This is a genomic window from Shewanella phaeophyticola, assembly GCF_025398315.1.
Lineage (GTDB): Bacteria > Pseudomonadota > Gammaproteobacteria > Enterobacterales > Shewanellaceae > Shewanella > Shewanella phaeophyticola.
The window spans coordinates 4,664,779-4,688,865 of the sequence record NZ_JAODOQ010000001.1 but is presented as its reverse complement, the minus strand read 5'-3'; the positions used below and the strand labels follow the sequence as shown (position 1 = coordinate 4,688,865).

20 protein-coding genes and 4 pseudogenes are annotated in these 24,087 nt (G+C 41.9%); 7 read left to right on the top strand and 17 right to left on the bottom strand.

The features are described 5' to 3' along the window. Positions 1-15: 15 nt before the first annotated feature. Positions 16-858, bottom strand: a complete 843-nt coding sequence (rsmI, locus tag N4T56_RS21880) for a 16S rRNA (cytidine(1402)-2'-O)-methyltransferase (RefSeq protein WP_261734690.1) — start codon at positions 856-858, stop codon at positions 16-18. Positions 859-947: 89 nt separating this feature from the next. Between rsmI and N4T56_RS21875 the strand changes: the two are divergent. The 4 genes and pseudogenes from N4T56_RS21875 to N4T56_RS21860 all read left to right on the top strand — a co-directional run bounded on the left by N4T56_RS21875 (position 948) and on the right by N4T56_RS21860 (position 4,395). Further along, a pseudogene (locus N4T56_RS21875) lies at positions 948-2,779 on the top strand (penicillin-binding protein activator). Next, entirely contained in the window at positions 2,776-3,102 is a 327-nt protein-coding gene (locus N4T56_RS21870; RefSeq protein ID WP_261734689.1) for a YraN family protein, read from the top strand. Before N4T56_RS21875 ends, N4T56_RS21870 begins: the two are co-directional and overlap by 4 nt. Before the next feature lie 127 nt (positions 3,103-3,229). Further along, entirely contained in the window at positions 3,230-3,823 is a 594-nt protein-coding gene (locus N4T56_RS21865) for a phosphoheptose isomerase (RefSeq protein ID WP_261734688.1), read from the top strand. Continuing rightward, on the top strand, positions 3,820-4,395 hold the full coding sequence (locus tag N4T56_RS21860) for a BON domain-containing protein (RefSeq protein ID WP_261734687.1): 576 nt from the start codon (positions 3,820-3,822) through the stop codon (positions 4,393-4,395). Before N4T56_RS21865 ends, N4T56_RS21860 begins: the two co-directional genes overlap by 4 nt. A 400-nt stretch (positions 4,396-4,795) precedes the next feature. Here the strand turns inward: N4T56_RS21860 and trpS are convergent, their stop codons facing one another. From trpS to rpe, 3 genes are read right to left on the bottom strand one after another with little or no spacing between them, the layout of a single operon-like run. Beyond that, complete coding sequence (gene trpS / locus N4T56_RS21855) at positions 4,796-5,794, bottom strand: tryptophan--tRNA ligase (protein WP_261734686.1); 999 nt, start codon at positions 5,792-5,794, stop codon at positions 4,796-4,798. A gap of 40 nt (positions 5,795-5,834) precedes the next feature. Then, positions 5,835-6,524 (bottom strand): phosphoglycolate phosphatase, encoded by a 690-nt coding sequence (locus N4T56_RS21850; RefSeq protein WP_261734685.1) that lies wholly within the window; start codon positions 6,522-6,524, stop codon positions 5,835-5,837. Between the two features lie 31 nt (positions 6,525-6,555). Beyond that, the gene (rpe, locus tag N4T56_RS21845; RefSeq protein ID WP_261734684.1) at positions 6,556-7,224 is read right to left on the bottom strand and encodes a ribulose-phosphate 3-epimerase; all 669 of its coding nucleotides are present in this window, start codon (positions 7,222-7,224) and stop codon (positions 6,556-6,558) included. A 352-nt stretch (positions 7,225-7,576) separates the two neighbouring features. On the opposite strand from rpe, the gene N4T56_RS22605 reads away from it, so the two are divergent. Together N4T56_RS22605 and N4T56_RS21835 are read left to right on the top strand one after the other, a co-directional pair. After that, on the top strand, positions 7,577-7,882 hold the full coding sequence (locus tag N4T56_RS22605) for a hypothetical protein (protein WP_315903080.1): 306 nt from the start codon (positions 7,577-7,579) through the stop codon (positions 7,880-7,882). A 70-nt stretch (positions 7,883-7,952) separates the two neighbouring features. Next, complete coding sequence (locus tag N4T56_RS21835) at positions 7,953-8,132, top strand: DUF2970 domain-containing protein (RefSeq protein WP_261734683.1); 180 nt, start codon at positions 7,953-7,955, stop codon at positions 8,130-8,132. 551 nt (positions 8,133-8,683) lie between these two features. On the opposite strand, the gene N4T56_RS21830 is transcribed toward N4T56_RS21835, so the two are convergent. The 9 genes and pseudogenes from N4T56_RS21830 to N4T56_RS21790 form a co-directional block, all read right to left on the bottom strand. Next, positions 8,684-9,520: a Dam family site-specific DNA-(adenine-N6)-methyltransferase gene (locus tag N4T56_RS21830; RefSeq protein WP_261734682.1), complete on the bottom strand. Its 837-nt coding sequence runs from the start codon at positions 9,518-9,520 to the stop codon at positions 8,684-8,686. A gap of 130 nt (positions 9,521-9,650) precedes the next feature. After that, positions 9,651-11,045, bottom strand: coding sequence for an AAA family ATPase (locus N4T56_RS21825; RefSeq protein ID WP_261734681.1), 1,395 nt, complete (start codon positions 11,043-11,045; stop codon positions 9,651-9,653). Between the two features lie 18 nt (positions 11,046-11,063). Further along, positions 11,064-12,140, bottom strand: a complete 1,077-nt coding sequence (gene aroB, locus N4T56_RS21820; RefSeq protein ID WP_261734680.1) for a 3-dehydroquinate synthase — start codon at positions 12,138-12,140, stop codon at positions 11,064-11,066. Between the two features lie 9 nt (positions 12,141-12,149). Continuing rightward, complete coding sequence (aroK, locus tag N4T56_RS21815) at positions 12,150-12,665, bottom strand: shikimate kinase AroK (RefSeq protein WP_261734679.1); 516 nt, start codon at positions 12,663-12,665, stop codon at positions 12,150-12,152. A gap of 275 nt (positions 12,666-12,940) precedes the next feature. Next, positions 12,941-14,990 (bottom strand): annotated as a pseudogene (locus tag N4T56_RS21810) (type IV pilus secretin PilQ). Between the two features lie 21 nt (positions 14,991-15,011). After that, entirely contained in the window at positions 15,012-15,530 is a 519-nt protein-coding gene (locus tag N4T56_RS21805) for a pilus assembly protein PilP (protein ID WP_188925534.1), read from the bottom strand. Beyond that, a complete protein-coding gene (pilO, locus tag N4T56_RS21800) occupies positions 15,530-16,147 on the bottom strand; it encodes a type IV pilus inner membrane component PilO (RefSeq protein WP_261734678.1) in 618 nt (205 codons plus the stop codon). The genes N4T56_RS21805 and pilO overlap by 1 nt, the downstream gene beginning before the upstream one ends. Continuing rightward, entirely contained in the window at positions 16,144-16,728 is a 585-nt protein-coding gene (locus N4T56_RS21795; protein ID WP_261734677.1) for a PilN domain-containing protein, read from the bottom strand. The genes pilO and N4T56_RS21795 overlap by 4 nt, the downstream gene beginning before the upstream one ends. Beyond that, entirely contained in the window at positions 16,716-17,795 is a 1,080-nt protein-coding gene (locus N4T56_RS21790; protein WP_261734676.1) for a pilus assembly protein PilM, read from the bottom strand. Before N4T56_RS21790 ends, N4T56_RS21795 begins: the two co-directional genes overlap by 13 nt. A 185-nt stretch (positions 17,796-17,980) precedes the next feature. On the opposite strand from N4T56_RS21790, the pseudogene N4T56_RS21785 reads away from it, so the two are divergent. Further along, positions 17,981-20,576, top strand: a pseudogene (locus N4T56_RS21785) (penicillin-binding protein 1A). Positions 20,577-20,646: 70 nt separating this feature from the next. Here the strand turns inward: N4T56_RS21785 and yjjG are convergent. From yjjG to N4T56_RS21765, 4 genes and pseudogenes are all read right to left on the bottom strand, one after another. Beyond that, positions 20,647-21,340: pseudogene (yjjG, locus tag N4T56_RS21780) on the bottom strand (pyrimidine 5'-nucleotidase). Positions 21,341-21,380: 40 nt separating this feature from the next. Next, a complete protein-coding gene (locus N4T56_RS21775) occupies positions 21,381-22,448 on the bottom strand; it encodes a phosphotransferase enzyme family protein (protein ID WP_261734675.1) in 1,068 nt (355 codons plus the stop codon). A 24-nt stretch (positions 22,449-22,472) separates the two neighbouring features. Then, on the bottom strand, positions 22,473-23,369 hold the full coding sequence (locus N4T56_RS21770; protein WP_261734674.1) for a hypothetical protein: 897 nt from the start codon (positions 23,367-23,369) through the stop codon (positions 22,473-22,475). After that, entirely contained in the window at positions 23,369-23,758 is a 390-nt protein-coding gene (locus N4T56_RS21765; protein ID WP_261734673.1) for a DUF805 domain-containing protein, read from the bottom strand. The genes N4T56_RS21770 and N4T56_RS21765 overlap by 1 nt, the downstream gene beginning before the upstream one ends. Positions 23,759-24,087: the final 329 nt, after the last annotated feature.

The window sequence follows — 24,087 nt, the reverse complement described above, 5'->3', positions numbered from 1 at the left end:
AAAAAGCATTCACGGTTATAAATCCAACTCTAGTCCGTATTTATATAAGGCGTTTTTCTTTAAACCATGGATCTGCGCTGCGATAGCGGCCGCTTTTTTAAGCGGTAATTCTTCACTTAACAGTTTTAATGTGGCCACGGCAACAGCAGGGATGCCTTCTTCATCTGATAAAGCAAAACCGTGACACATTAACACAATTTCACCTTTCTGCTGATTGTCATCAGCTTCAACCATAGCGAGCACTTCTGCAGCGGTTCCGGTTAAAAAGGTTTCAAAGGTTTTGGTCACTTCGCGTGCCATAACCACTTGCCTATCGTCTCCAAGCACTTGTGCTATCGCGCGTAAACTATATACAATTCGATGTGGAGACTCGTAAAAGATTAAGGTTCGAGGATCTTCTTTGAGCATTTCAAGTTTGTCGATGCGGGCTTTTTCTTTTGAGGGTAAAAAACCTTCAAAACTAAAGCGATCTGATGGTAAGCCAGATGCACTTAGCGCCGTAATAGCAGCACATGCGCCGGGTAACGGCACCACGCGGTGACCCGCTTGACGAACATGATTAACGAGGTGATAACCTGGGTCTGAAATCAATGGTGTGCCCGCATCTGAAATCAATGCTATCGATTTGCCTTGATTAAGCTGCTCAACAATCCATTGAGCCCGGTCTCGTTCATTGTGGTCATGTAATGCCGTTTTACGGGTTTCAATACCAAAGTGACTCAGCAGTTTTCCGCTGTGCCTAGTGTCTTCACAAGCAATTAAATCGACTTGCTGCAACACCTCCAATGCACGAGCGCTGATGTCGCCTAAATTGCCAATAGGGGTGGGAACAATATACAGCGCGACCATTTGATCCATAATTACCTCGATAATGAATCTACCTGATACTTTCGCCCAGCGTAAGAGCAGGTTAAACTAGTGCCAGTATCTTAACAGAGTGAAGCCAAGTGTTAAAAAGACTGAATACGACAAAATTTGTGTGTGCGATAATTTTCTCTGTCTTATTGGTAGGTTGTGCTACCGAGCAACAACGAAAGCAAAGAGAATATGTTGAAATAAGCACATCATTGGTTGCCGCCGAACATCCGGCTAAAATCTACTTAACCGAAGCCAAAAATAGCAGTTTACCAGAAAAGCGTGACCGTTATTTATTACTCGCAGCACATGCCTACATTAATAACGGCAATGTGAACTCAGCGACCAACATTTTAACCTCAATGCAAAAGTCGATGGTTAATGTGCCGACGCTTCAGGCTGAACATATTTATTTGCGTGCACGCATTGTTGAGAAAACCAATGGCAGTGAAGCCGCATTAAACTTATTGCAGTATCCACCGCATTGGCAGCTACCTCGCTGGCAGATGGCAAGTTACCATCAATTTAAAGCAAAATTATTTAAAAATACTCAGCAGCCGATTGAGCAAGCTAAGCAGCTTAGTCTGTTGAGTAACTACTTACCTAAGTCTGAAACAACTGCGGTTAACGATGTCATTTGGTCTTTATTGCAACCGCTACAAGAAGAAACCGTGCAGTCTTTTATGCGCGATCCGTCAAACCCTATTTTTGCTGGTTGGTTACAACTGACCTTTATTGCTAAACATTATGCTGTAGAACCGACCCAACTTGTACGTTACTTAGGTGAATGGCAACGCAATAATCCTTATCACCCTGCGGCCATTAAATTACCAGGCGATTTAGAAAAAGCCTTAAACGCTAAGCCTTATCGCCCGCAAAACATTGCCGTTTTATTACCTCTTACTGGCCGCGCGCAGTTGTGGCAGAGCCGATTCGTCAAGGTATTATTGCCAGCTACTTGTCTGAATACGACAACAATGTGGCCATTCATTTTTATGATACGCAGCCAGGCGCTACCACCGCTTACAATGAAGCCGTAACCCAAGGTGCTGAGTTTATTATTGGTCCGTTACTACCAAATGAAGTTGAAGAACTTCAAAAAGTGAATGACAAGCTGACCAATACGGTACCGCAATTATACTTAAACCAAACTGAGCATTTTACCCCACAACCAAACCAGTTTTATTTTTCGTTATCGCCAGCACAAGAGGCTAGCGATGCGGCGTATAAATTGTTTAATGATGGCGTTAAATTACCCTTGTTACTTGCCAGCAATGACCCCATTGGCAAGCGTATGGCCGACAGTTTCAAACAAACCTGGCTAACATTGACCAGCAATAATGCCGAAGTTCATTATTATGACGCTGGCGACCAAATGAAACTTACCGTGCAAGAGGCATTAGGCGTAAAAGACAGCCAGGCACGTATTAGCAGAATGCGTGACTTACTGGGTAGTCGTTTAGAATCTGATTTCCGATCTCGCCAGGATATTGATGCCATTTATATGATCTCCGGCTCGCAAGACTTAGCGCTACTAAAACCCTTTTTAGACGTTAACTTTAGTGTGTTTTCAGAGCCTGTGGCGCTATACACCACAAGCCGTAGCCGATTAGAGAATGAGTCTACCCAGGCAGCGCAAGACCTTAACCAATTGATGATCAGTGATATTCCTTGGTTAATGCGCCCAAGTAACGAAACCCAAATGGTGTCTGAACTGTGGAGTACCTGGAGTAACAGCCAAAAAAGGCTTTATGTTATGGGCTTTGATTCATTAGAGTTGGTTAACCGCCTTGCACAAATGCGCGCGTTTCCTGGTTACCAATTTATGGGTCGTAGCGGTGCACTGTCAGTGAAACCAAATGGCGTAATTGACCGTCAATTATCTTGGGGGCAGTACACCAAAGGACAATTAAAACCACTATGAATCGCGGCCAATTAGCTGAGCAACGAGCGCGAACTTATCTTGAACAACAAGGTCTGACGTTTGTAGCCGCTAATGTGCGTTACCCGTTCGGTGAAATTGATTTAATCATGCGCCAACAAAAAGAATGGGTATTTGTAGAAGTGAAATATCGAGCCTCAAATCAATTTGGTGGCGCATTAAATGCACTGACTCAAAAGCAAATTACTCGGATCCGCTTAGCTGCGGCTCACTATTTACAACGACAGAAATTGAATCCACCTTGTCGCTTTGATGTCATCGCGATGAATAATGATGAAATAAACTGGCTACAAGGCTGTTTTTAAGCCGTAACTGATTACCAATACTTGGTTTTATGGCATCATATCGGCCAAATTACCGATGCAGCTCGATTAGCCAATAGTCTATTTACCTTCGGCATAGATAGACATAAATTAGCGTAAGGATTGTTACATGTTAGAACGTATTAAAGATAGTTTCACCGAATCGATTCAGACCAAAATTGATGCAGCAGAAGCACTACCTGAGTCAATTGAAAAAGCGGCAGAGATGATGGTGCAATGTCTACTTGGCGGTAATAAAATCCTATCATGTGGTAACGGTGGTAGCGCAGGCGATGCACAACATTTTTCTGCAGAGCTACTTAACCGTTATGAAATTGAACGCCCGCCATTACCAGCAATTGCATTAAGCTGTGATACCTCAACGATTACCGCTATTGCTAACGATTACAGCTATGATGAAATTTTCTCTAAGCAGATTTTAGCCCTTGGGCAACCGGGTGATATTTTACTGGCTATTTCGACCAGCGGTAACTCGGGTAACATCATTAAGGCGATGGAAGCGGCGTTAAGCCGTGATATGACTATCGTAGCTTTAACGGGTAAAGATGGCGGAGCAATGGCAGGCCTAATGAGTGCGGGTGATGTTGAAATCCGCGTGCCTTCTAATGTCACTGCACGTATTCAAGAAGTTCACTTATTGGTGATTCACTGCTTGTGCGACAACATTGACCGCACTTTATTCCCGCAGGATGAGCCGGCATGATCACTAGATTATTAATCATCTCGATACTGGCATTGCTTCAAGGTTGTGCTGGTGCGGTTATGGTTGGTGCTGTGGGTGGCGCCAAAATGGCCAATGACGAGCGCAGCATGAGCACGCAAATTAGCGACACTAATGCTGATTTTACGATTGCCAGTGCCTTGTCAAAACACGATGACTTAAATAATCAAACCAATATTGCTGCAGTAGTAATGAATAGCAATGTATTGCTGATAGGCCAGGCGCCTAATTCAATGCTACGTGACAAAGCAATTAGAGTGGTACAAGAGTTAGAGATTGGCGGCAAGATCCATAACCAGATACGTATTGGCACCCCAACCTCATTTACCACACGTAGCAATGACACTTGGGTTACAACCAAAGTCAAAGGACGCATGTTAAATGAAAAGTCTCTGGATATTACCCGTATTAAAGTGGTCACTGAAAACGGCGAAGTGTTCTTGTTGGGGTTAATTGATCGCAAACAAGCTGACTTAGCGGTTGAAATTGCCCGTAATACTGCAGGCGTTCGTAAAGTAGTTAAAGTGTTTGAGTATATTGAACCTGAAACTTAACCCTGTGATAGCGTGATTAAAAAAGCCATCGATCAACGATGGCTTTTTTATGAGTAAATCACTGGCTTTAAGTGGTTATCGATTTACGTTATACCAATTCCACTAATTATCTGGTCATTCAGCGGTAATTCTGTGCCTTCTAGTCAAGTAATAGGATTGTAGGCATAGTTGCTCTCGGCAACTGCTCCTGCGTTGCTCTACCTCCTGCATCCATGCAGTCGTACGTCAAAATACTATTAAGCAGCATAGAAGGCACAGAAACCCGCCTTGCAGGAGGCGCTCCGACTGTCCATTTCTTTGTTGCATTGCCTTAGAAGGGAATAACCATTATTTCAACAATGCGCCTCAAACTGAACAGTCTGAGCGACTCTGATTGTTCACATAATTAATGGAAATGGTATTATACAATTAAGCCGATTTTGTCGTAGACCTTTTTAATGGTTACTTCTGCACGCGCTTGGGCTTTTTCAGCACCGTCAGCCATGACTTGTCTTAAAAATGCATCATCAGCACGGTATTCTTTAAAGCGAGCTTGTAGCGGTTCAAGCATGCCAACAACAGCCTCACCGGTCGCCACTTTCAAATGACCATACATTTTGCCTTCAAACTCAGCTTCTAACGACGCAATAGACTGTCCAGTACAACCAGACATTAAGCTAAGCAAGTTAGATACACCTGGCTTTTGCTCGATATCGAAACGCACGACAGGCGGCTCTTCGCTGTCGGTCATGGCTTTTTTCACTTTCTTCAAAATCGTTTTAGGATCTTCAAGTAAACCAATGACGTTATTGCGGTTATCATCCGACTTAGACATTTTTTTCATCGGGTCTTGCAGCGACATCACCTTGGCACCGTGTTCAGGAATAAACGGCTCAGGAATGGTAAAAGTATCGCCATAGGCATTGTTAAAACGCGTTGCGATATCGCGCGTTAACTCAAGATGTTGCTTTTGGTCTTGTCCCACAGGGATTTCATTCGCTTGATAAAGTAAAATGTCAGCAGCCATTAATACTGGGTAACCATACAAGCCAACGTTAATGTTATTGGCATGCTTTTGCGACTTATCTTTAAACTGGGTCATCCGGTTTAGCTCGCCCATTTGGGTGTAACAATTTAATGCCCAACCTAACTGAGTGTGCTGCGGCACTTGTGATTGAATAAACACGGTGCTTTTTTTCGGGTCGACACCACATGCAAGGTATAGCGCGAGGGTGTCTAAGCAAGCCTCTCGCAGTTTTTGCGGGTCTTGGCGAACCGTAATGGCATGCAAATCAACAACGCAATATAAGCAATCATGGCTATCTTGCATGGCAACCCATTGACGTAGTGCGCCCATATAATTACCTATGGTCAATTCGCCTGATGGCTGTGCACCGCTGAGAACTATGGGTTTGGTCATGTGTTTTATTGCTCCAGATTATCTTATAAAATTCAAATTATTATGACTGTAAATATTTGCCGATGTCAGCAAAATGTTCACATACTGCGTCAGGTTCACTAAGGCCAATATCTTCGCCGTAGTTGTAGCCGTAGGTCAAGCCAATCGACATGACATTTGCAGCTTTAGCGGCCAAAATATCATTCTTTGAGTCGCCCACCATCAGTAATTGCGTGGTGTCCAGCTGCCATTGTTGCAATAAATGTTGCAGCGGCATTGGGTCTGGCTTCATTTTAGCCAGTGAGTCACCCCCTAATACCTCAGAAAATAACTCATCAAGACCAAAAGCAGTTAACAACGGCACGGTGAAACGGTACGGTTTATTGGTCACTATCGCAAGCTTGTAGCCGGCTTGCGTTAACTGCTGCAACGTCTCTCGAACATGTGGATACAACAAGCTGTGCTGTTGTAAATGTTCACCATAATGATGCATAAAACGCGGCATAACTTGCTCTAGTTGCACTTGCAGTTCAGTGCTGTCCTCTGCCATTGAAGACGCATAACTCAAAGCTCTTTGCATTAATACTTGAGCACCATTACCCACCCAACTGCGCACTAACGCATCTGACACTTCGGGCAAATGACACTCGGCCAAAGTGGCGTTGGTCGCCGCAGTTAAATCAGGCACACTATCAATGAGCGTACCGTCTAAATCAAACGCAATTGCTTTAATATTTGCCCATTGGCTCATCGGATACCTCGTAAAAATTTCAGAATTAAGATTAAACTTTGGCCAATTCAGCACGCATTTGATCAACCACAACTTTATAGTCTGGTTGATTAAATATTGCAGAGCCAGCAACAAACATATCGGCACCCGCCGCGGCAATTTCTGCAATATTGTCAACTTTAACGCCGCCGTCCACTTCGAGACGAATATCAAAACCACTGGCGTTGATGCGCTCACGAACCTGACGTAATTTATCTAAGGTACCCGGAATAAATGATTGACCACCAAAGCCAGGGTTTACTGACATTAACAAAATCACATCTAATTTATCCATAACATGATCAAGATAATGCAAAGGGGTAGCAGGGTTAAACACTAAACCCGCTTTACAGCCAGATTCTTTAATTAACTGCAGCGTGCGGTCAACATGTTCAGACGCTTCTGGATGAAAGGTAATGATTGAAGCCCCAGCTTTCGCAAAATCAGGGATAATACGATCGACAGGCTTAACCATTAAATGAACGTCGATATCGGCGGTAATCCCATAGTCGCGTAATGCACTACAAACCATAGGATCAATGGTAAGGTTAGGAACGTAATGATTGTCCATCACATCAAAGTGAACCACGTCAGAACCGGCGTCTAATACCGCTTGTACATCATCACCTAAACGGGCGAAGTCGGCAGATAAAATTGATGGTGCAATTAAAAATGGGCGCATAATCTTCTCTATAGGCAGATCAAAGTGACGACATTTTACCCTTTGCGGCCTCAAGCCTCTAGGCTCTAATGACAAAAAAGCCTTTCTATTAAGGATATTTATCAAAAAATAGACCAGAAGTCGGATTTGTTGCTTTTGGCCAATAAAGCAGTGTTCAATAACTAAGCTATTTTGCTATAATGATCGCGTTATAAAATTTAGAGTTACATTTTAACAACTGTTTAATACCAACTCTGTTATAACCCTAAGTTGATAACCGCGACAACATTGGCACTTTTACGCTGTCATTGCTATATTAATGCGGTGACACAATGTTAGGTATTAGGCATAAACCACGGATAGGGCAAACCTTATGGTTAAGCAATTATTGAGCAAGATTTCTGGTCGTGATGGTAAATTTTTACCAGCACCGGTTTATGCTGTATTTGCAACATCTGCCTGCGCTTTATTGTTGAGCCAAGCCATGATGGCTATGAGGTCGAAACAGCTCAAACTAAAGCTTGTGTTTGCGATAACACCAAAAGTTACAACAACAGCCTGCCAAGTAGTCACCCAGCTAACCGCTGTGCAGAACAATCAAATAATGTCAGCTGGGGTAATTGGGTCACAGGCAATAGCCGCTCTAGCCAATTTCATTTTATCGATTTACTCGAATTGATCCACGGTCACAAAGATAAACCTCTGCCAGATATGCCCACCTCCAATAGTGCTGAAAAAATATAATTACCATGTCATTTTGGCGCATATTGAGTAGCACGATTGCAGCCTTCTTTGGGGTGCAAACGGAGCAAAATCGTCAAAAAGATTTCCAATCTCAATCACCTCTCCCTTTTATCATTATGGGCATTATCTTAGCCATTGGCTTAGTCATTTCCTTAATATTGATAGTAAACCAGGTTCTTAGCTAGCAATAAAACACCATCTATTTTTTAACTTGAAAAAGTGTGAACGATGATTGCAGAGCGTCGGCACTGAGGCCGAAGCTTTGGGTATAGTGGTGCTCAAAACAATGAAGATAATGTTAAAACATGGTCTAAGTGGCGGTATTGGCGATTTATACCATTTCCATTAATTATGTGACCAATCAGAGTCACTCAGACTGTTCAGTTTGAGGCGCATTGTTGAAAGAATGGTTATTCCCTTTTAAGGCAATGCAACAAAGAAATGGACTGTCTGAGCGTCTCCTGCAAGGCGGGTTTCTGTGCCTTCTATGCTGCTCATGGATGCAGGAGGTAGAGCAACGCAGGAGCAGTTGCCGAGAGCAACTATGCCTACAATCCTATTACTTGCCTAGAAGACACAGAACTCCCGCTGAATGACCAGATAATTGCTAGAATTGGTATTACATCTATGGCAGTGTTCATGTAGAAAGAATTTTGGAAGTACAGCAGGCTGGAAGTCTCTCCCCGCTCAACACTTTAATATCATGAGCAAAATGACAGACTCAGTTCAACGCACCTTAATCGTCATGGCGATAGTGATGATCATACAAGGCCATAATCTCATCGACTTTGTTACGTGAACTGCCTTTTTGGCTGATATTACGTTGCACTGAAATCGTTGAAAAAGCGGCGCCGCGATATAACTCACGCGTAAGGGGAATATCGTGGTTACTGATCAGTACCGGAATATCTCGCTCGTGGGCAATATGTCTTGAGTGACGTGCTAGTAATGCTTGATCATCAAGGCTAAAACCAGAGTAGGCATAAGTGGTGAAGCTTGCCGTTGTCGATAAAGGTGCATAAGGCGGATCGCAATAAATCACATCACCGGTTTTAGCGAGGCCGAACGCTTGCTCGTAACTGACACATTTAAATGTGGCCTGTTGCGCCTTGAGTGAAAAATAGCGGATTTCAGCTTCAGGAAAATAAGGTTTTTTATACGAGCCAAAAGGGACATTAAATCCACCTTTTCGATTGTAACGACACAAGCCATTAAAACCATGACGGTTCATATATAAAAAGTACACTGAACGAGTAAAAGGATCGCGTGATAAATTAAATTCTGCACGCACACGATAATACACGTCTTTATTGTTCATCTCATCGACAAACATTGCTTTTGCGGCTTTGATGTAAGCTTCAGGCTGTTGTTTGACAATTTGGTAAAGATTAATCAAATCTTGATTAATATCACACAGTAAGTATTGCTTATAGTTGGTATTAAGAAACACGGAACCGGCACCGACAAAAGGCTCAATAAGACGGTTTCCATCTGGGAGGTGCTTTGCTAGCTCATCAACGAGTTTATATTTTCCGCCTGCCCACTTTAGAAAGGCTCTATGCTTTTTTATCATGAATAGGAACTATGCCAGCAAAATTAAAGCTGATGATTGTACTCTGTTTAATGCTATTTATCATCGGCTAAAAAAGATTTATTGTTTTGAATATTGATATTTTTCACCTGAGCGTCACACCGTTAACAGGTTATTCGAGTCGCTTATATTCGGTTAAGTCTGCCCACTTTCTTACCCAGGGGGCAGCTAAGCCATATTCGGTTTGGATCTGCTTTGCTTTAGTCGAAGCTTCTGGTGCAGTATTAAAATCACCTAGGAAAATCACAAATCGTTGTTGGTGACTCATCACATACACTTGCTTCTCTTGCGCTAGCTTAGCCAAAATAGGCGATAAAGATGATTTATCATTGACACTAACAAGCTGTAAGGTAAAGCCCTTTATTTTAGCGGGGGTGTTATCTCTTTCAATAATCTTGCTAGGTTGAGATACCGCTTGAGCCTGTGCTTTTGGAAGCTTCCCCTGAAATGACAACCCATCTAAAGAAGAGATAACCTCGACATCGGTATGATTATCGGCAGGCACAACATCTAACTCTACGACTTCAGCCTCAACAGCTAAATCGGCTTCCACTTGTTGCTGTATGAGCGCATTAGCTTGTTGTTTGGCAGTATTTTTTGTTACAAGCCATTGTCGCTGTTCAAAATACTCAGCTAAATTCTGTTTACCGTAATTGAATAAAAATTGGTTTGCATTTTGCCGTTGTACCGCCTGTTCTACAGTAAGCTCAGGAGCTGAGACAGGCGTATCTGTCGGCAAGGTATAGTGATAAATAATCCATATGACACTTAACGCAATGGTGGCAACAGCAAAATATGCTGCCACTTTAGCGGTTAACGACTTATTTTGTGGATCAACGGCTGGTGCTTCTAACGCTAGGGTTAACAACTCGACCACTTCTTTAGGTGTGCCCTGTTGTTTTTCGAGTTGCTTATGAATAATTTCTCGAGGAATAAACGGTGTTTTTTGACTGCGTAATAACAAGCTTTGATAAAGGCCATCACGTTCTGCACTTGGCAGTGGCTCAATATTAACTTGTAATAACAACGTCCGAGTGTCATCAGTAAGATCGGCCATAAGCGTACGCCAAAAATGCGGCTCAACCGTCATGGTTACCGCAACCGATTTGCCTGCGCATTGAATTTGGCTTAATAAAATGCATTCTGCCCAAATATCTTTAGGCAAATAATCAGCATCATCAATAATAATGTGCAATGGTTTCTTGAGGCTTGATTGAACTAGAAGGACGGTGTCCATCAAGGGGCGTTCATCATCAAAAATGGGAGCGGAGATTAACTGGACTAAAATTTTTCGGCGAATTTCAGCACTATCAGCATGTAGCGGACAGATAATAAGTGCAGAATTGTAATCATCAAGCTCACTTGCAAGTGCTGCACTAAGCGTTGATTTACCGGCGCCTTTGTCACCACATAGTACCAGTAGTTGTTCACTGTAGCTGGTGATATGTTGTAAACGCTGTACTAGCGCTTCTTGAGTGGGAAGTAACAATAGACCTGAAGTTGTCAAAACGTCACCACACTTTATTTACGCGCGACTGATAACCTGATTAAGTAAGTCTTCACTTACTTCACTAAACACATCAGCCCGGCCAATTTGGGTTGGTAACACTAAACGAATTTTACCGCCTAGTACTTTTTTATCTCGACGCATATGCTTGATAAAGCTATCAAAAACCATAGAGTCAGGGGCTGTTACCGGCAGGTCAAATGCTTGCATTAACAAGGTAATACGTTCAACACTAACCTCATCTAACAGCTTCATTTTGTATGCTGTTTGCGCCGCTAGTATGGTTCCAGCTGCAACAGCCTCACCATGTAGCCAAACGCCATAGCCCATTTCAGCTTCAATTGCATGACCAAAAGTATGACCAAGATTAAGCAACGCGCGCACACCTTGCTCGGTTTCATCTTGCTCAACGACATCGGCTTTAATTTGACAGCACTTTGCTATGGCATAGGTTAGCGCATCGGTATCAAGCGCTTTTAATGCTTTTACATTCTGCTCAAGCCAGTGAAAAAAGTCGCCATCCCAAATAATGCCATATTTGATCACTTCAGCCATCCCTGCAGCAAATTCATTTGCGGGTAATGTCTGTAAGCATAAAGTATCGATAATCACCGACTTTGGTTGATAAAATGCGCCAATCATATTCTTGCCCAGCGGATGATTCACTGCGGTTTTGCCACCTACAGATGAGTCAACTTGAGAGAGCAAGGTTGTCGGCACTTGAATAAACTCAACCCCTCGCTGATAACATGCTGCGGCAAAGCCAGTCATATCACCAACCACACCTCCGCCAAGAGCAACTAGCACAGAGTCTCGAGCGAAATTATGCTCAAGTAAACCGGTAAAGATCTTATCGAGGTGTTGTAAGTCTTTGTATTTTTCGCCGTCAGGCAAAATAACTGTTTCAATAGATGTGCAGGCACTCATCGCCTGTTGTACCTGTTCAAGGTACAACGGAGCAATGGTGTCATTTGAAACAATTAAGGCTTTTTTATGCTGTAGATAGCGAGTAAAAACCTCGCTGTCATTCATCAAATTCTGGCCAATGTAAATGGGGTAACTTCTATCACCTAATTGAACCTGAATTTGTTGCATGAATTCTACCTAAAAGCCTAGTTGCTCGATAATTTGGTTTGCGACGATCTTTGCGCTTTGTTCATCAGTCTTAACAATGACATCAGCAATCTCTTCATATAAAGGATTACGGATTTCAGCTAAGCTTTCAAGAACTTCGCGTGGATCATCTACTTGTAACAACGGACGACGTTTATCACGCTGTGTACGCGCGACTTGTTTGTCGATAGTTGTTTCTAAGTAAACTACTATACCTCGAGCAGAAAGATAGTTGCGGATATCTTTACTCTGAACAGAACCACCACCTGTTGCGAGAACGATACCTTGCCTTTCTGAAAGATCAGCGATGACTTGGGCTTCACGACGACGGAAGCCTTCTTCACCTTCAACATCAAACACCCAGGCAATATCTGCACCGGTACGTTGTTCAATCTCGTGATCTGAATCGTGGAAATCTAAATGCAGCATTTGTGCCAGATGGCGACCAATTGTGCTTTTACCTGCGCCCATAGAGCCTACCAGAAAAATATTACGTTTTTCAGCCATTTCGTATACGTCTGAATCTTATATGGAAGAATGCCTTATCGACTTAAACTCAAGCCGACCTATAATTTAACCTTGCTCTAATGAGACTTGACGAAGGATTATCTCAGTTTAGAGCCATCGCTTGCAAGTCATCGCAGCGATTTATACTGATTTAATTAATTTTCGACAGATTATGCCATGTGAAAAGGGCTTAAAAAACTGAATAACCCACAATAAAAAGCCAGCTTTTGATGCTGGCTTTTTATGGTTAACCTTAACTGATGTCGTTGTCTACATTATAGTTTTTCAGTTACGATTTTAGGTGTTACGAATATCAACAGCTCTTGACGCTCATTAGTGTCAGATGTGTTTCTAAATAAGAAGCCAACCAATGGAATATCACCCAAAACAGGCACTTTACTTACGCTACTGATAAGGTTTTGCTGATAAATACCACCCAGCACAATCGTTTCACCATTATTCACTAACACCTGAGTACCAATACGCTGCGTATCAATCGCTACCGCTTCACCCGTGGCTGTTGCAACGGTTGTACCTTGTGAATCTTGAGTAATCTCAAGATCAAGGATAACGCGGTCATCAGGAGTAATTTGTGGGGTTACGCGCAGTGATAACACTGCTTTCTTAAAGGTTACGGTTGTTGCACCACTAGAGGCTGATTCTACATAAGGAATTTCAACACCCTGCTCAATGTATGCCGACTTCTGGTTTGAAGTGGTAATACGCGGGCTGGCAATGATCTCACCTTTGTTTTCTTGCTCTAATGCACTTAATTCAAAATCAAGTACAGTACCATCAGCTAACTTAGCTACATGGAAAGCAATACTGGTAGCAGAGGTCGCTGATGCCGGTAAATTAACATTTAATCGGTCATCTAGACTTGGAATCGTACCACCGGCAATGTCACTTGCGCCTTCAAGCGTACCAGATGTGCCATCTGAACCTTGCTGGTCAGTAATACCCCAGCGTACACCTAAGTCTTCACTGACATCATCTTTTACTGTCACCATACGAGCTTCGATTAATACTTGCTTGATTGGGATATCGAGCACTTCAATTAAACGATGCACGTTTTCTAAAATGTCAGCCGTATCTTTAACTAATAATGTGTTAGTACGTTCATCAACGGCAACGCTACCACGATTAGATAATAAGGTTGATTCTGGTGTTTTCAATAACTCGGCTATATCTAGGGCTTTTGCATAGTTAATTTGTAAATACTCAGAATATAGCGGTGCTAACTCTTTTACTTCTTGTTTATTTTTAAGGTCATTACTTTCTCGGATAGCCAGCTCTTCACTTGGCGCCACCATTAAAATATTACCTTCAATACGCTTATCAAGACCTTTTGTTTGTAAGATTAAATCTAATGCTTGATCCCAAGGTACATCGTCTAAACGTAAGGTAATATCACCTTCAACAGTGTCACTTGTGACTAGGTTAAAATTATTATAATCAGCGATAATCTGTAAAACGGTACGCACTGAAATATTTTGGAAGTTTAAAGATAGTGAGCGACCATTATATTTTTTAGCTTCTTTAGCCACAGACACTCGTTCAACTTTATCAACACTGACTTTAAATACGTCGCCGTCTTGACGGTAGTTGTAATCATAGTTGCCATCTACATCAACCATAATGCGTGCTGTTAAGTCATCTTTAAAGGTTTCAAAGCTATTAACTGGGGTCGCAAAATCTTGTACGTCCATCACGTACAATAAATCATTACCAATGTCAGTATTATATAATTTGATTTCGAGCTTTGAACCCACTTGTTCAACGTTTGCAGCAACAGAGCGGTTATTTAAATTAAATAATATCTCACCACCGCCAGTTTTATTTCGGCGAAAGTCGATACTTTTAATCCCATTAACAAACGGGTTACTAGCTTGGTCAGAGTACTGCTACATCATCGTTAATAGTTAAGCGATAACTGTTACCCACAATTTTACCTTGGTAAGGCTTAACCTGGCTTAAGGCAACAACTATTTGCAAATCGCCACCTTGTTGTTGAGCACTTAGTTGCTCTACACCGACCTGGTCTACCGGTATCACACCTTTATTTAAGTTTGAAATTGTATCGGCAAAGTTAAGCATGATCTCTGCAGGATCAGCTGACAAATCCACCGTAGGTGATGTCACTGCTGACTCAAATACAAATTCGACTTCTAATTGGTGATCAACAATAGAATGATATTTTACATCCATAAGGCGATTAGCTGCGAATGCACTTGGCACAATAGCCACGAACAACACTGCACTTATAAGCGCTTTACACAATGATGAGTTTGTTATTGCTTTTTTCATCGCGGCAGAAGATTCCATTATTCCCTCATCCTTCGCACGTTATTTTCCTGATAATTCTAAGTTGCTAGATCTTTCTGCCCAGCAACCTGAACCATCAGGGATTAATTCAATAATTTCGATAAATTGCGGCGTAACTTTTGCAATTCGGCCATGATAAAGCCCTAAATATTCACCCACACCTAAACGATACACATTAGCATCAGTTGATTCGACTAACGCCCAAATAGTACCGTCTTCACTCAGTGTTCCACGCATTCTTAAATTGTCGAGCGCATAAGTCTCTAAGCGACCCTTACGACGTTTTAAGTCTGGTTGTAAACAGTCCTTTGATGTATCGATGACTTCTTCTGTTAACTCCCTTGAAGGCGGAACAAAAGGACTGCGCATAAGTTCTGCTTGATATGCAAAATGCTCGAACTTAGGTGTTTCTTTTAAAGGCGGTATACGTGCAACATGTTGCGCCTTAGTAGTAGTAACAAATAGCTCTAAATCACTACGATCGCCAATACAACCCGTTAATAAAAACGACATAATCACAAAAAGAGGAAGTAATTTCATTATTTCTGCCCCTTATTTGTCTGTGGTGGTAACTCTGCACCTTCTTTAAAGCGATACGTTTTCGCAAGAATATCCATTGATAATCCGCCAGTATCATTTCGCTTAATCACAAAATCATGCAAGCTTACTATTCGAGGTAACTTTGCAACACCGCTTACCATATTACCAATTTTATGGTAATCACCTTGAACAGCCATTTTGATTGGAAACTCAATATAAAAATCTCGTTCAATTTCGTCGTCCCAATCTAGGCTATTAATACGAAGTCCAGCATCCGTTGCGACAAATGTTAAGTCATCTAACAGGCCTGGCATTTCATTTTCAGACGGTAACATTTTTAATAATTCAGCAAACTGTGCTTCCATTACCACCAATTGTTCACGGTAAAGTTTTAAGTTTGCAGCTAAGCGATATTTATTTTCAAAATCTTCACGTAATTGTATCTCTTTTTGCTGCTCAGCTTCCATTACATCAATGGTATCTGAAATAAACAAATAATAACTGGCGCCAATAACACATAAAGACAAAAACGCGGCAAACACAATTTTAACCAGCTTAGGCCAGCCGCCGATGTTCTCAAAATCGATATCATTAAATTGGTCTAGGTCGAGATTCATTTTCTCGCTCCTTGGCTGGTATCGACAGCGGTTGATTGTGAGTCATCACGAATAGTCACACGCAGTTTGAAGCTTTGTAATTGTCTTAACTCTTCATTTTGCGTCACAATCGACTGCATATTAGGATCATTTAAATAAGACGATGTTTTCACTTTCCTCATCATATTGGCGACGTTGTTATTCGATTCGCTACGCCCTTCAATCCATAAGATACTGCCCTTCTTTTCAATACTCGAAAGGTAAATCCCTGGGGGCACGATACGAACGAGTTCATCCAATACATGAGTAGGTAAATTACGTGATTGCTGCAAATTAAGAATAATTTCAGTACGACGCTCAATGTCTTTTTTACGCTCAGTGATTTTTCTAATTTCTGCAATTTGCGTATTGAGTAAGGCAATTTCTGAATCAAGATAAGCATTACGTTGACGCTGATCGTCTGTCACTAACTCTAAAAAACTGAGAAAAAGATAAACGAGTAATGAAGTCACTAAAAAAACAAGCGCAAGTATACCGATGTAGTCGCGTTTTTGTTTTTCTCTGGCCTCTTCACGCCATGGTAAAAGGTTTATGTTCGCCATTGAGCGTAACTCCTCAACGCAAGACCACATGCCACCATATACTTACTTATAGTAGGTTGAAGTTGGCTTTTCATGGTGTCATCTGCGTGTAAACAGCCTTGGAAAGGATCGGCGACAATGGTATGAGCACCTAACTCATTGGTGAGTAACTCTGCCATTCCCTCTAGCTTAGCTGTCCCGCCGCAAAGAACGATGTAGTCAACTTTTTCACGACCACTTGCAGTACAGTAAATTTGGAGAGTACGCTTTATTTGTTGTAATAATTGAGTTTGAAACGGTGACAAAACCTCGAACATATAATTTCGAGGCAGTTGATTGGTGACCTTAGCGCGCTCAGCTTCGTCATGCGGCATGCCGTAAAATGACAAAATGGATTGAGTAAACAACTCACCCCCAAAGGCTTGCTCGCGTATAAAGGTGGTCTCACCTTTTTCGACAACAGAAAAGGTGGTCATATTCGCACCAATATCGACCATGGCAATTGATTTATCTTTAGCGCCTTCAGGTAACTGGCCGTAAATCAATTCAGCTGAGCGACCTAACGCATACGCTTCGACATCAACGACTTTTACATCTAATTCGATAGCATCTAACGCATCAACGCGAGAATCAATGTTTTCACTACGGCAAGCACTGAGTAATACATCCACTTTAGTCGGGTCGGTGATATTGGGGCTGAGTCGCTCAAAATCGATGCTGACTTCATCTAACGAATAAGGAATAAGGTTGTCAGCTTCGATTTCAATTTGAGCCTCCATCTCTTCTTCGTTTAATGCCGCATCCATATAAATGACTTTGGTCATAACGGCTGAGCCGGAAACAGCAACAGCAGCAAACTTTACCGATTTAGGTAAAATGCGTTTGATCTGTCGCAATGATTCCATTACAGCTTCAGAATCTCGAATATCATGATCGACCACTGCTCCCTTCTTAACAGGAACCGATGCATGATTTTGAATTTTATATCCATCAGCAGTCTTGCCCAACAGAATGGCTTTTATTTCATGAGACCCGATATCAATCCCAACCATCTGAGGTGCTTGCCGCTTCCAAAGTTTAGAAAGCATAGTCCGTCATCACAATTCTATTATTATTTTGTAAGAGATTAGCACATAATCAACTCGTTATAAGTATTTGTATAAAATGTTTCTGCATTTTACAAATACTATTTTAACTTAATCATGTTTTACTTCACCAAAAACTCTTCGGCTTATATACTAACGCCACTATTTTTTGTTTTTGGAATTATCGAGTGAAGTGGTTTAAACGTTTATTAATCGCCTTTTTTAGCCTATCACTTTTAGGTGTCGCCGCCATTACAGCAGCATACTTTTATGTATTGCCCGACTTACCTGATGTTAATTCATTAAAAACGGTTCAATTGCAAACCCCGCTGCGCATTTACAGCCAAGACGGCAAACTTATCTCACAATTTGGTGAGAAGCGTCGTATTCCTGTGGAGTATGACGATGTACCAGTGCAATTAATTAATGCGGTACTCGACACCGAGGATGCACGCTTCTTTGAACACAGAGGCATTGACCCTATTGGTATTATTCGGGCTGCAACCATATTGATTACCACAGGTAAAAAAAGCCAAGGTGCCAGTACCATTACTCAGCAGGTAGCCCGAGGGTTCTTTTTATCAAATGAAAAAACCTATATTCGTAAAGTAAAAGAAATCTTTTTAGCATTAAAAATTGAAAAAGCACTCTCTAAAAAAGAAATCTTAGCACTGTATTTAAACCGTTCGTTTTTAGGAAACCGTGCATATGGTGTCGGCGCTGCCGCGCAAGTGTACTACGGCAAAGAGTTGAATCAGTTGTCTCTACCAGAAATGGCAATGATTGCCGGTTTACCACAAGCGCCTTCTGCCGCTAACCCAATCCGTAACCAAGAACGCGCTATCGCCCGCCGTAACTGGGTATTAAGCCGCATGCTTGAAAAGCGTAACATTACACAAGCCGAGTACGAAGAAGCCATCAGCAGCCCTTCTACTGCCAAATACCATGGGGCGGAAATCGATTTATACGCACCTTATATTTCTGAAATGGCGCGCGACTACATGATCCAAAAATACGGTGAAGAAGCGGCGTACACCAATGGGTATAACGTTTACACCACCATTTCATCTGATTTGCAGCTAATGGCTCAAGAGTCTTTACGAGACAATGTATTTGCCTACGACCAGCGCCATGGTTATCGCGGCCCAGTTACCGAATTATGGACAGAGACGCCATTAGCGCGTGATGAAATCATCGCAACATTAAAACGCACTTCATCTATGCAAGGTATCATCCCTGCTGCGGTAATGAGCGTGAGCGAGCAGCAAGCTCAGGTGCTCGACGCTGAAGGTAAACTGATTACACTGGAATGGAACGGCCTGAAGTGGGCACGCAAATTTATTAGTGACAAGCGTCAAGGCTTGCCACCAAAACAAGCAAGCGACATCCTCACCGCGGGACAGCAAGTGTGGATCCGCGATAACGGTCAATATTGGCAGTTATCGCAAATCCCATTAGTATCAAGTGCAACCGTGTCACTTGAGCCTCATGATGGAGCGATCAGAACCTTAGTCGGTGGTTTTAGCTTTAGTCAAAGCCAGTTTAATCGTGTCACCCAGGCTAAACGTCAATTAGGCTCTAACATTAAACCATTCATTTATGCCGCAGCGCTTGAAAAGGACTATACCTTAGCGACATTAATTAACAATGCGCCAATCAATAAACCCGATACACGCCAGGGCACAGCTTGGAGACCTAAAAACTCACCGGATATTTATGGTGGTTCAACGCGTTTACGTGTTGGTTTAGCTCAATCGATTAACGTTATGTCGGTAAGGGCTATGCGTCATGCTGGGTTAGATAACACCATTAAAGAGCTGGTTAAATTTGGCTTTGACCCTAATGATCTACCACGCAATGAATCACTGGCATTAGGTTCTCCGTCAGTAACACCGTTACAAGTGGCTACGGCATTTAACGTCTTTGCAAATGGCGGTTATTTAGTTGAGCCTTACTTTATCGATCATGTGACTGACGGTTATGACAATATGATTGAAGAAACTATCCCTGCTCTTGCTTGTAATAAACCACAAGATACAACACTGACATTTAGCGATGTTGATGACCCATTTGCCGCCATGGCAGATGAACTATCACAGCCTGTCATTGAACAAGACGATGTCGTTGAGCCTAATGATGATGCCGAACACCAAACCACGCAGCTCACCGCTGAAGATAATATCTGTAGCAACCCTGAAGCACGATTTGCTAAGCAAATTATTTCTGAGCAAACAGCGTTTCTTATCACAGAGGCTCTCAAAAGTGTAATTTGGGGCGGCGGTGATTGGAGCAAAGGTACAGGCTGGAACGGTACAGCTTGGCGTGCAGCTAAACTCATTAAGCGTCATGACATAGCAGGTAAAACTGGTACCACAAACGAGTCTCGAGACACTTGGTTTAGTGGTTTTAATCCAACACTAACCTCTACATTTTGGGTCGGATTTGATGATCATGGTCGTCAATTAGGTCGCTCTAGCTGGATGGCAAACGGCGAACCAGACCAAATATCAGGGGCTGAAGCGGGCGCCAAAACGGCTGAAGCCGGGTTGGAATGACTTTATGAATAAAGCATTAGCTGGCAAGCCAGAACATCCTGTTATTCCGCCACAAGGCATTGTATCTGCTCGAATTGATTTAGCAACGGGGAAATTAACCCGCAAAACAGATCATACAACCACATTTGAATATTTTGTTGAAGGTACAGAGCCTAAAGAATATGTCACTGAAACACAGAAAAGTGGTGATATCTTTATCGACAATGTTGCCGAAGACTTATTCCAATAAACTCATTTGAATCTAATAAAAAGCCATTCCGTCGAATGGCTTTTTTATTAGATAACGCGAATAGAACTGATTAACTTGGCAAGAGCAATTGTTGTAATTCAGCTAAATTACTCACCTGATAACTTGGTGAAATATCATCACTCACCTCAACCCCATGATGGTTTAACCAACAGGTATCAATGCCGGCATTAATACCGCCTAAAATATCAGAGTGGAGGTTATCGCCGACCATTAGTACCTGGTGTTTTTCTGGCTCACCCATCAAGCTTAAGGCATAATTAAAGATAGCCACATCAGGTTTTGCTTTACCAAGTTGTTCTGAAATCACGACCGGACTGAATGCATCTTGAAACCCCGTGCGACTTAAACGAATACTTTGCAGCTCAGTAAAACCATTGGTAATGATCCCTAAGTTAACCTTACCACTTAAAGAATCTACGAGTGCGCGCGCACCTGGTAGAGGTTGACAAATATCGCCCATTGCCGCTAAAAACTCACTGTTTAAATGTTGAGGTGTAACAGATAATTTATTGGCCTCAATGGGTAAAACGCGTATGTTGTAAATGAGCGGCGTTGATTAAACCATTTTGATAATCCACCCAAAGTGGTTTATTAACTTGTTGGTAAGCTGCAAAATCGTCGAGACTAAACTCCACGTTAAAACGCGAAAACATTAATTTTAAGCCAGCAAAAGCATCAAAATGAAATAATGTTTCGTCTGCATCAAATAAAATCCATTTATATTTATCGACTAAATTAGACATCACTAACAACCTTAAATATTAAAACTAGACACCGTTTTTATTAATCAAATAATTTGATTAATTGCGGCTCTTGTTTAAGTAAACTTTGATAAATAGTTAACTGATTTTTTGCTCGATCTAGATTATGTAACGGGTATTTAATTGCAAAATAACCATCACCCTTTAAATAATCTGTTAAAAATCGCACGCCAAGCATTAACGTCATGGCTTTTATACCTAACCATAAACTTTGCTTTTCAAGTGGCGTAATGACCCCGTCAAGGGCATCAACATACGCCATCGTCGCTGTTGAAATAATTTCTGGACGAGCATACACCTCAGTTAAATGTATTGAATCTTCGGGCTCTGGCGAACAAAAAGCTCGAACCATATCACCAAAGTCATACATCAAATAACCCGCCATACAGGTATCTAAATCAATAATTGCCATGCTGGACATATCGCGTTTATCAAACAGCATATTGTTAATTTTAGTATCGTTATGACAAATTCGCTGTGGTAATAAGCGTTCAAATTCAGCTAATTGAGTGAGCAATGCGGTTTGTGACAATGCAAACGCAGCCCATTCTTGGCAAGTGTTAAGCCTTGAATAAGCATCATCATTCACCGCATCTGTTAATTGTTGCATCCGCTCAGGCAGATTTAAAAAGTTGGTAATAACATCATCAATGTTTGTTGAAGGCATATCGCTGAGTGCGGCAGCAAAATGACCAAAGGCATAAGCGGCAACTTCAGCTTGCTCTGTTTGTGTGACCAACTCAATCGTATGGCTATGCTCTAAATAATCAATGGCACGCCAAAAACCTTGCTCTTTAAAATCGACATATAAATCGCCTGCCACAGTAGCCACAGGCCTTACAACTTGTAACGAATAGTCTTGCTGTTGCTGTTTTGCGCTTAAATGTTGGCTAATACGAGCGGCATTGCTAACCACCAGATGAGGTTGAGTAAATATCTGAGTATTTATTTGTTGTAATACGATTTTCTTAGCGTCATCGGACACTAAAAATGTCTGGTTAATATGTCCATTACCCAAAGTACTGATTGACGCATTAGCGCAATGAAGACCAAACTGTGGCAACACAGTTTGTTTAATAAATTCAATCAATCACACACTCCATCTAAACCAGCATTATTTGCTTAACAATGTTTCAAACTGCGGATTTTTCATTAACGCTGCCTGGCTGCCTTTTAAGCTAAATTTATAGCCACACAATTTAAAATCGCCCCGCAAAGCAATGTTGTTCACCATTACATATTTATCCAGCGGGGTAAACTTGGCCTCGGTTGCACCATCGGCAAGTAAATCGACTGTCATGGGTCTAAACTTACTACCATCATTAAACTCAAGCTCGGCACAGGTTTTATCGCCTTCAGCACTAGCTAGGCGCCATAGGTTTTGGGCATCACCAGTATCACCCAACCAACGCAAAATAAGCACGTCACCCTCTAAGGCTAACCAAAAGCCATCAGGTAATTTAACCATCTGTCTGTTCATGCTAACGGGTTCAATCACACCCTGACTCATTTGTGCCTCAGCGTCTGAATCATCTGAGCTTGAAAACGCATTAATTAACGCCATCACCAGATAAATCAATAATCCAAGCGCAAACACTGCCGCCAAAATCTTGCCTGTAAACAACAATTTTTGTTGATGCCGCTTAGCCACATTAACCCAAGACTTGGCAAGCTCGGTTATCGAGCCTGACTGTAATGCATCTTGATCAACATACAATGGTTGGCTGTTACGCTCACGCTTAGCGGAAAATGCACTATTCGTAGTGTCGTGCTCGCCATCAGCGTTAAACTGCTGAGTAACATAGGGCTCTTCATGCTTTGGGGTCTGGATAGATTCAACATCAGTGTTAACGGCGTGATAAGCAACATCAGCGGTGTCAGCATCAGGTCGCAGCGTTTGTGGCTGAATCTGCTGATTAACAAGTGGATTGTCTGTCATGGGCACATTCACGGCTTGGCCTTGCATCACCGGGTCTTGACGTCGATGCATCGCGCTTTGTGCACTATTCATTACCCGTTGTGCAGCTCATAATACCCTAGAGCATATTGAATATGATTTTTCGTCGGTAAAAAACTTAAATAGCCGCCGCAGGCCAACCCAAATAAAAACACACTAGCTAACGCACCGAATGGCGCCTCAAAATAAGCCGCTACGCCAAAGATAAGTACCGGCAATAAACAAATTAGCGCATATATGATGGTTTTATTTGCATCATGTAAACGGCGCATTGCAGATAAACCAACAACAGGTAGCATCACTAGGGTGGCAATTAAAATGATGATGCTTGCAGGAAACACCAAAGCAGCAATACTCAACAAAGCAAAAGCAGCAATTACGATGGCCATTAACCTTAAACCTGTGTCACGACCTTCGCGGCACAGCAGGGTTTTTAATAACATCAAACATTCCTATAGTTGATTGACTACGCTAGGTTTATTTAGCAGGGTTTAATCAATACCATCCGATACTGATGGGTAAACTTAAAATTTGTGACAAATAAAATACACACTAAGAAAGGGATGTCACTCAACCCGCAAAATTAATGACATAAAAACACCATTAAACACAATAGCGCAAAGCCTACAGAATTTATCTTATAAAGCCAGACCCCATGGGTGTTTTAAGCAATTATTTTTATCAACACAATACCCTAAACCCCATATCAAATTAAGCCGTTTGGACGAGCTTAGTCGCAGTTTATTTGTCGACTTATAGCGCTAGCATAACC

Excerpts from the sequence above, each read along its gene's own strand:
- rsmI (WP_261734690.1), bottom strand. The coding sequence starts at position 858 with ATGGATCAAATGGTCGCGCTGTATATTGTTCCCACCCCTATTGGCAAT.
- N4T56_RS21870 (WP_261734689.1), top strand. The coding sequence starts at position 2,776 with ATGAATCGCGGCCAATTAGCTGAGCAACGAGCGCGAACTTATCTTGAA.
- N4T56_RS21865 (WP_261734688.1), top strand. The coding sequence starts at position 3,230 with ATGTTAGAACGTATTAAAGATAGTTTCACCGAATCGATTCAGACCAAA.
- N4T56_RS21860 (WP_261734687.1), top strand. The coding sequence starts at position 3,820 with ATGATCACTAGATTATTAATCATCTCGATACTGGCATTGCTTCAAGGT.
- trpS (WP_261734686.1), bottom strand. The coding sequence starts at position 5,794 with ATGACCAAACCCATAGTTCTCAGCGGTGCACAGCCATCAGGCGAATTG.
- N4T56_RS21850 (WP_261734685.1), bottom strand. The coding sequence starts at position 6,524 with ATGAGCCAATGGGCAAATATTAAAGCAATTGCGTTTGATTTAGACGGT.
- rpe (WP_261734684.1), bottom strand. The coding sequence starts at position 7,224 with ATGCGCCCATTTTTAATTGCACCATCAATTTTATCTGCCGACTTCGCC.
- N4T56_RS22605 (WP_315903080.1), top strand. The coding sequence starts at position 7,577 with ATGGTTAAGCAATTATTGAGCAAGATTTCTGGTCGTGATGGTAAATTT.
- N4T56_RS21835 (WP_261734683.1), top strand. The coding sequence starts at position 7,953 with ATGTCATTTTGGCGCATATTGAGTAGCACGATTGCAGCCTTCTTTGGG.
- N4T56_RS21830 (WP_261734682.1), bottom strand. The coding sequence starts at position 9,520 with ATGATAAAAAAGCATAGAGCCTTTCTAAAGTGGGCAGGCGGAAAATAT.
- aroB (WP_261734680.1), bottom strand. The coding sequence starts at position 12,140 with ATGCAACAAATTCAGGTTCAATTAGGTGATAGAAGTTACCCCATTTAC.
- aroK (WP_261734679.1), bottom strand. The coding sequence starts at position 12,665 with ATGGCTGAAAAACGTAATATTTTTCTGGTAGGCTCTATGGGCGCAGGT.
- N4T56_RS21805 (WP_188925534.1), bottom strand. The coding sequence starts at position 15,530 with ATGAAATTACTTCCTCTTTTTGTGATTATGTCGTTTTTATTAACGGGT.
- pilO (WP_261734678.1), bottom strand. The coding sequence starts at position 16,147 with ATGAATCTCGACCTAGACCAATTTAATGATATCGATTTTGAGAACATC.
- N4T56_RS21795 (WP_261734677.1), bottom strand. The coding sequence starts at position 16,728 with ATGGCGAACATAAACCTTTTACCATGGCGTGAAGAGGCCAGAGAAAAA.
- N4T56_RS21790 (WP_261734676.1), bottom strand. The coding sequence starts at position 17,795 with ATGCTTTCTAAACTTTGGAAGCGGCAAGCACCTCAGATGGTTGGGATT.
- N4T56_RS21770 (WP_261734674.1), bottom strand. The coding sequence starts at position 23,369 with ATGAATAGTGCACAAAGCGCGATGCATCGACGTCAAGACCCGGTGATG.
- N4T56_RS21765 (WP_261734673.1), bottom strand. The coding sequence starts at position 23,758 with ATGTTATTAAAAACCCTGCTGTGCCGCGAAGGTCGTGACACAGGTTTA.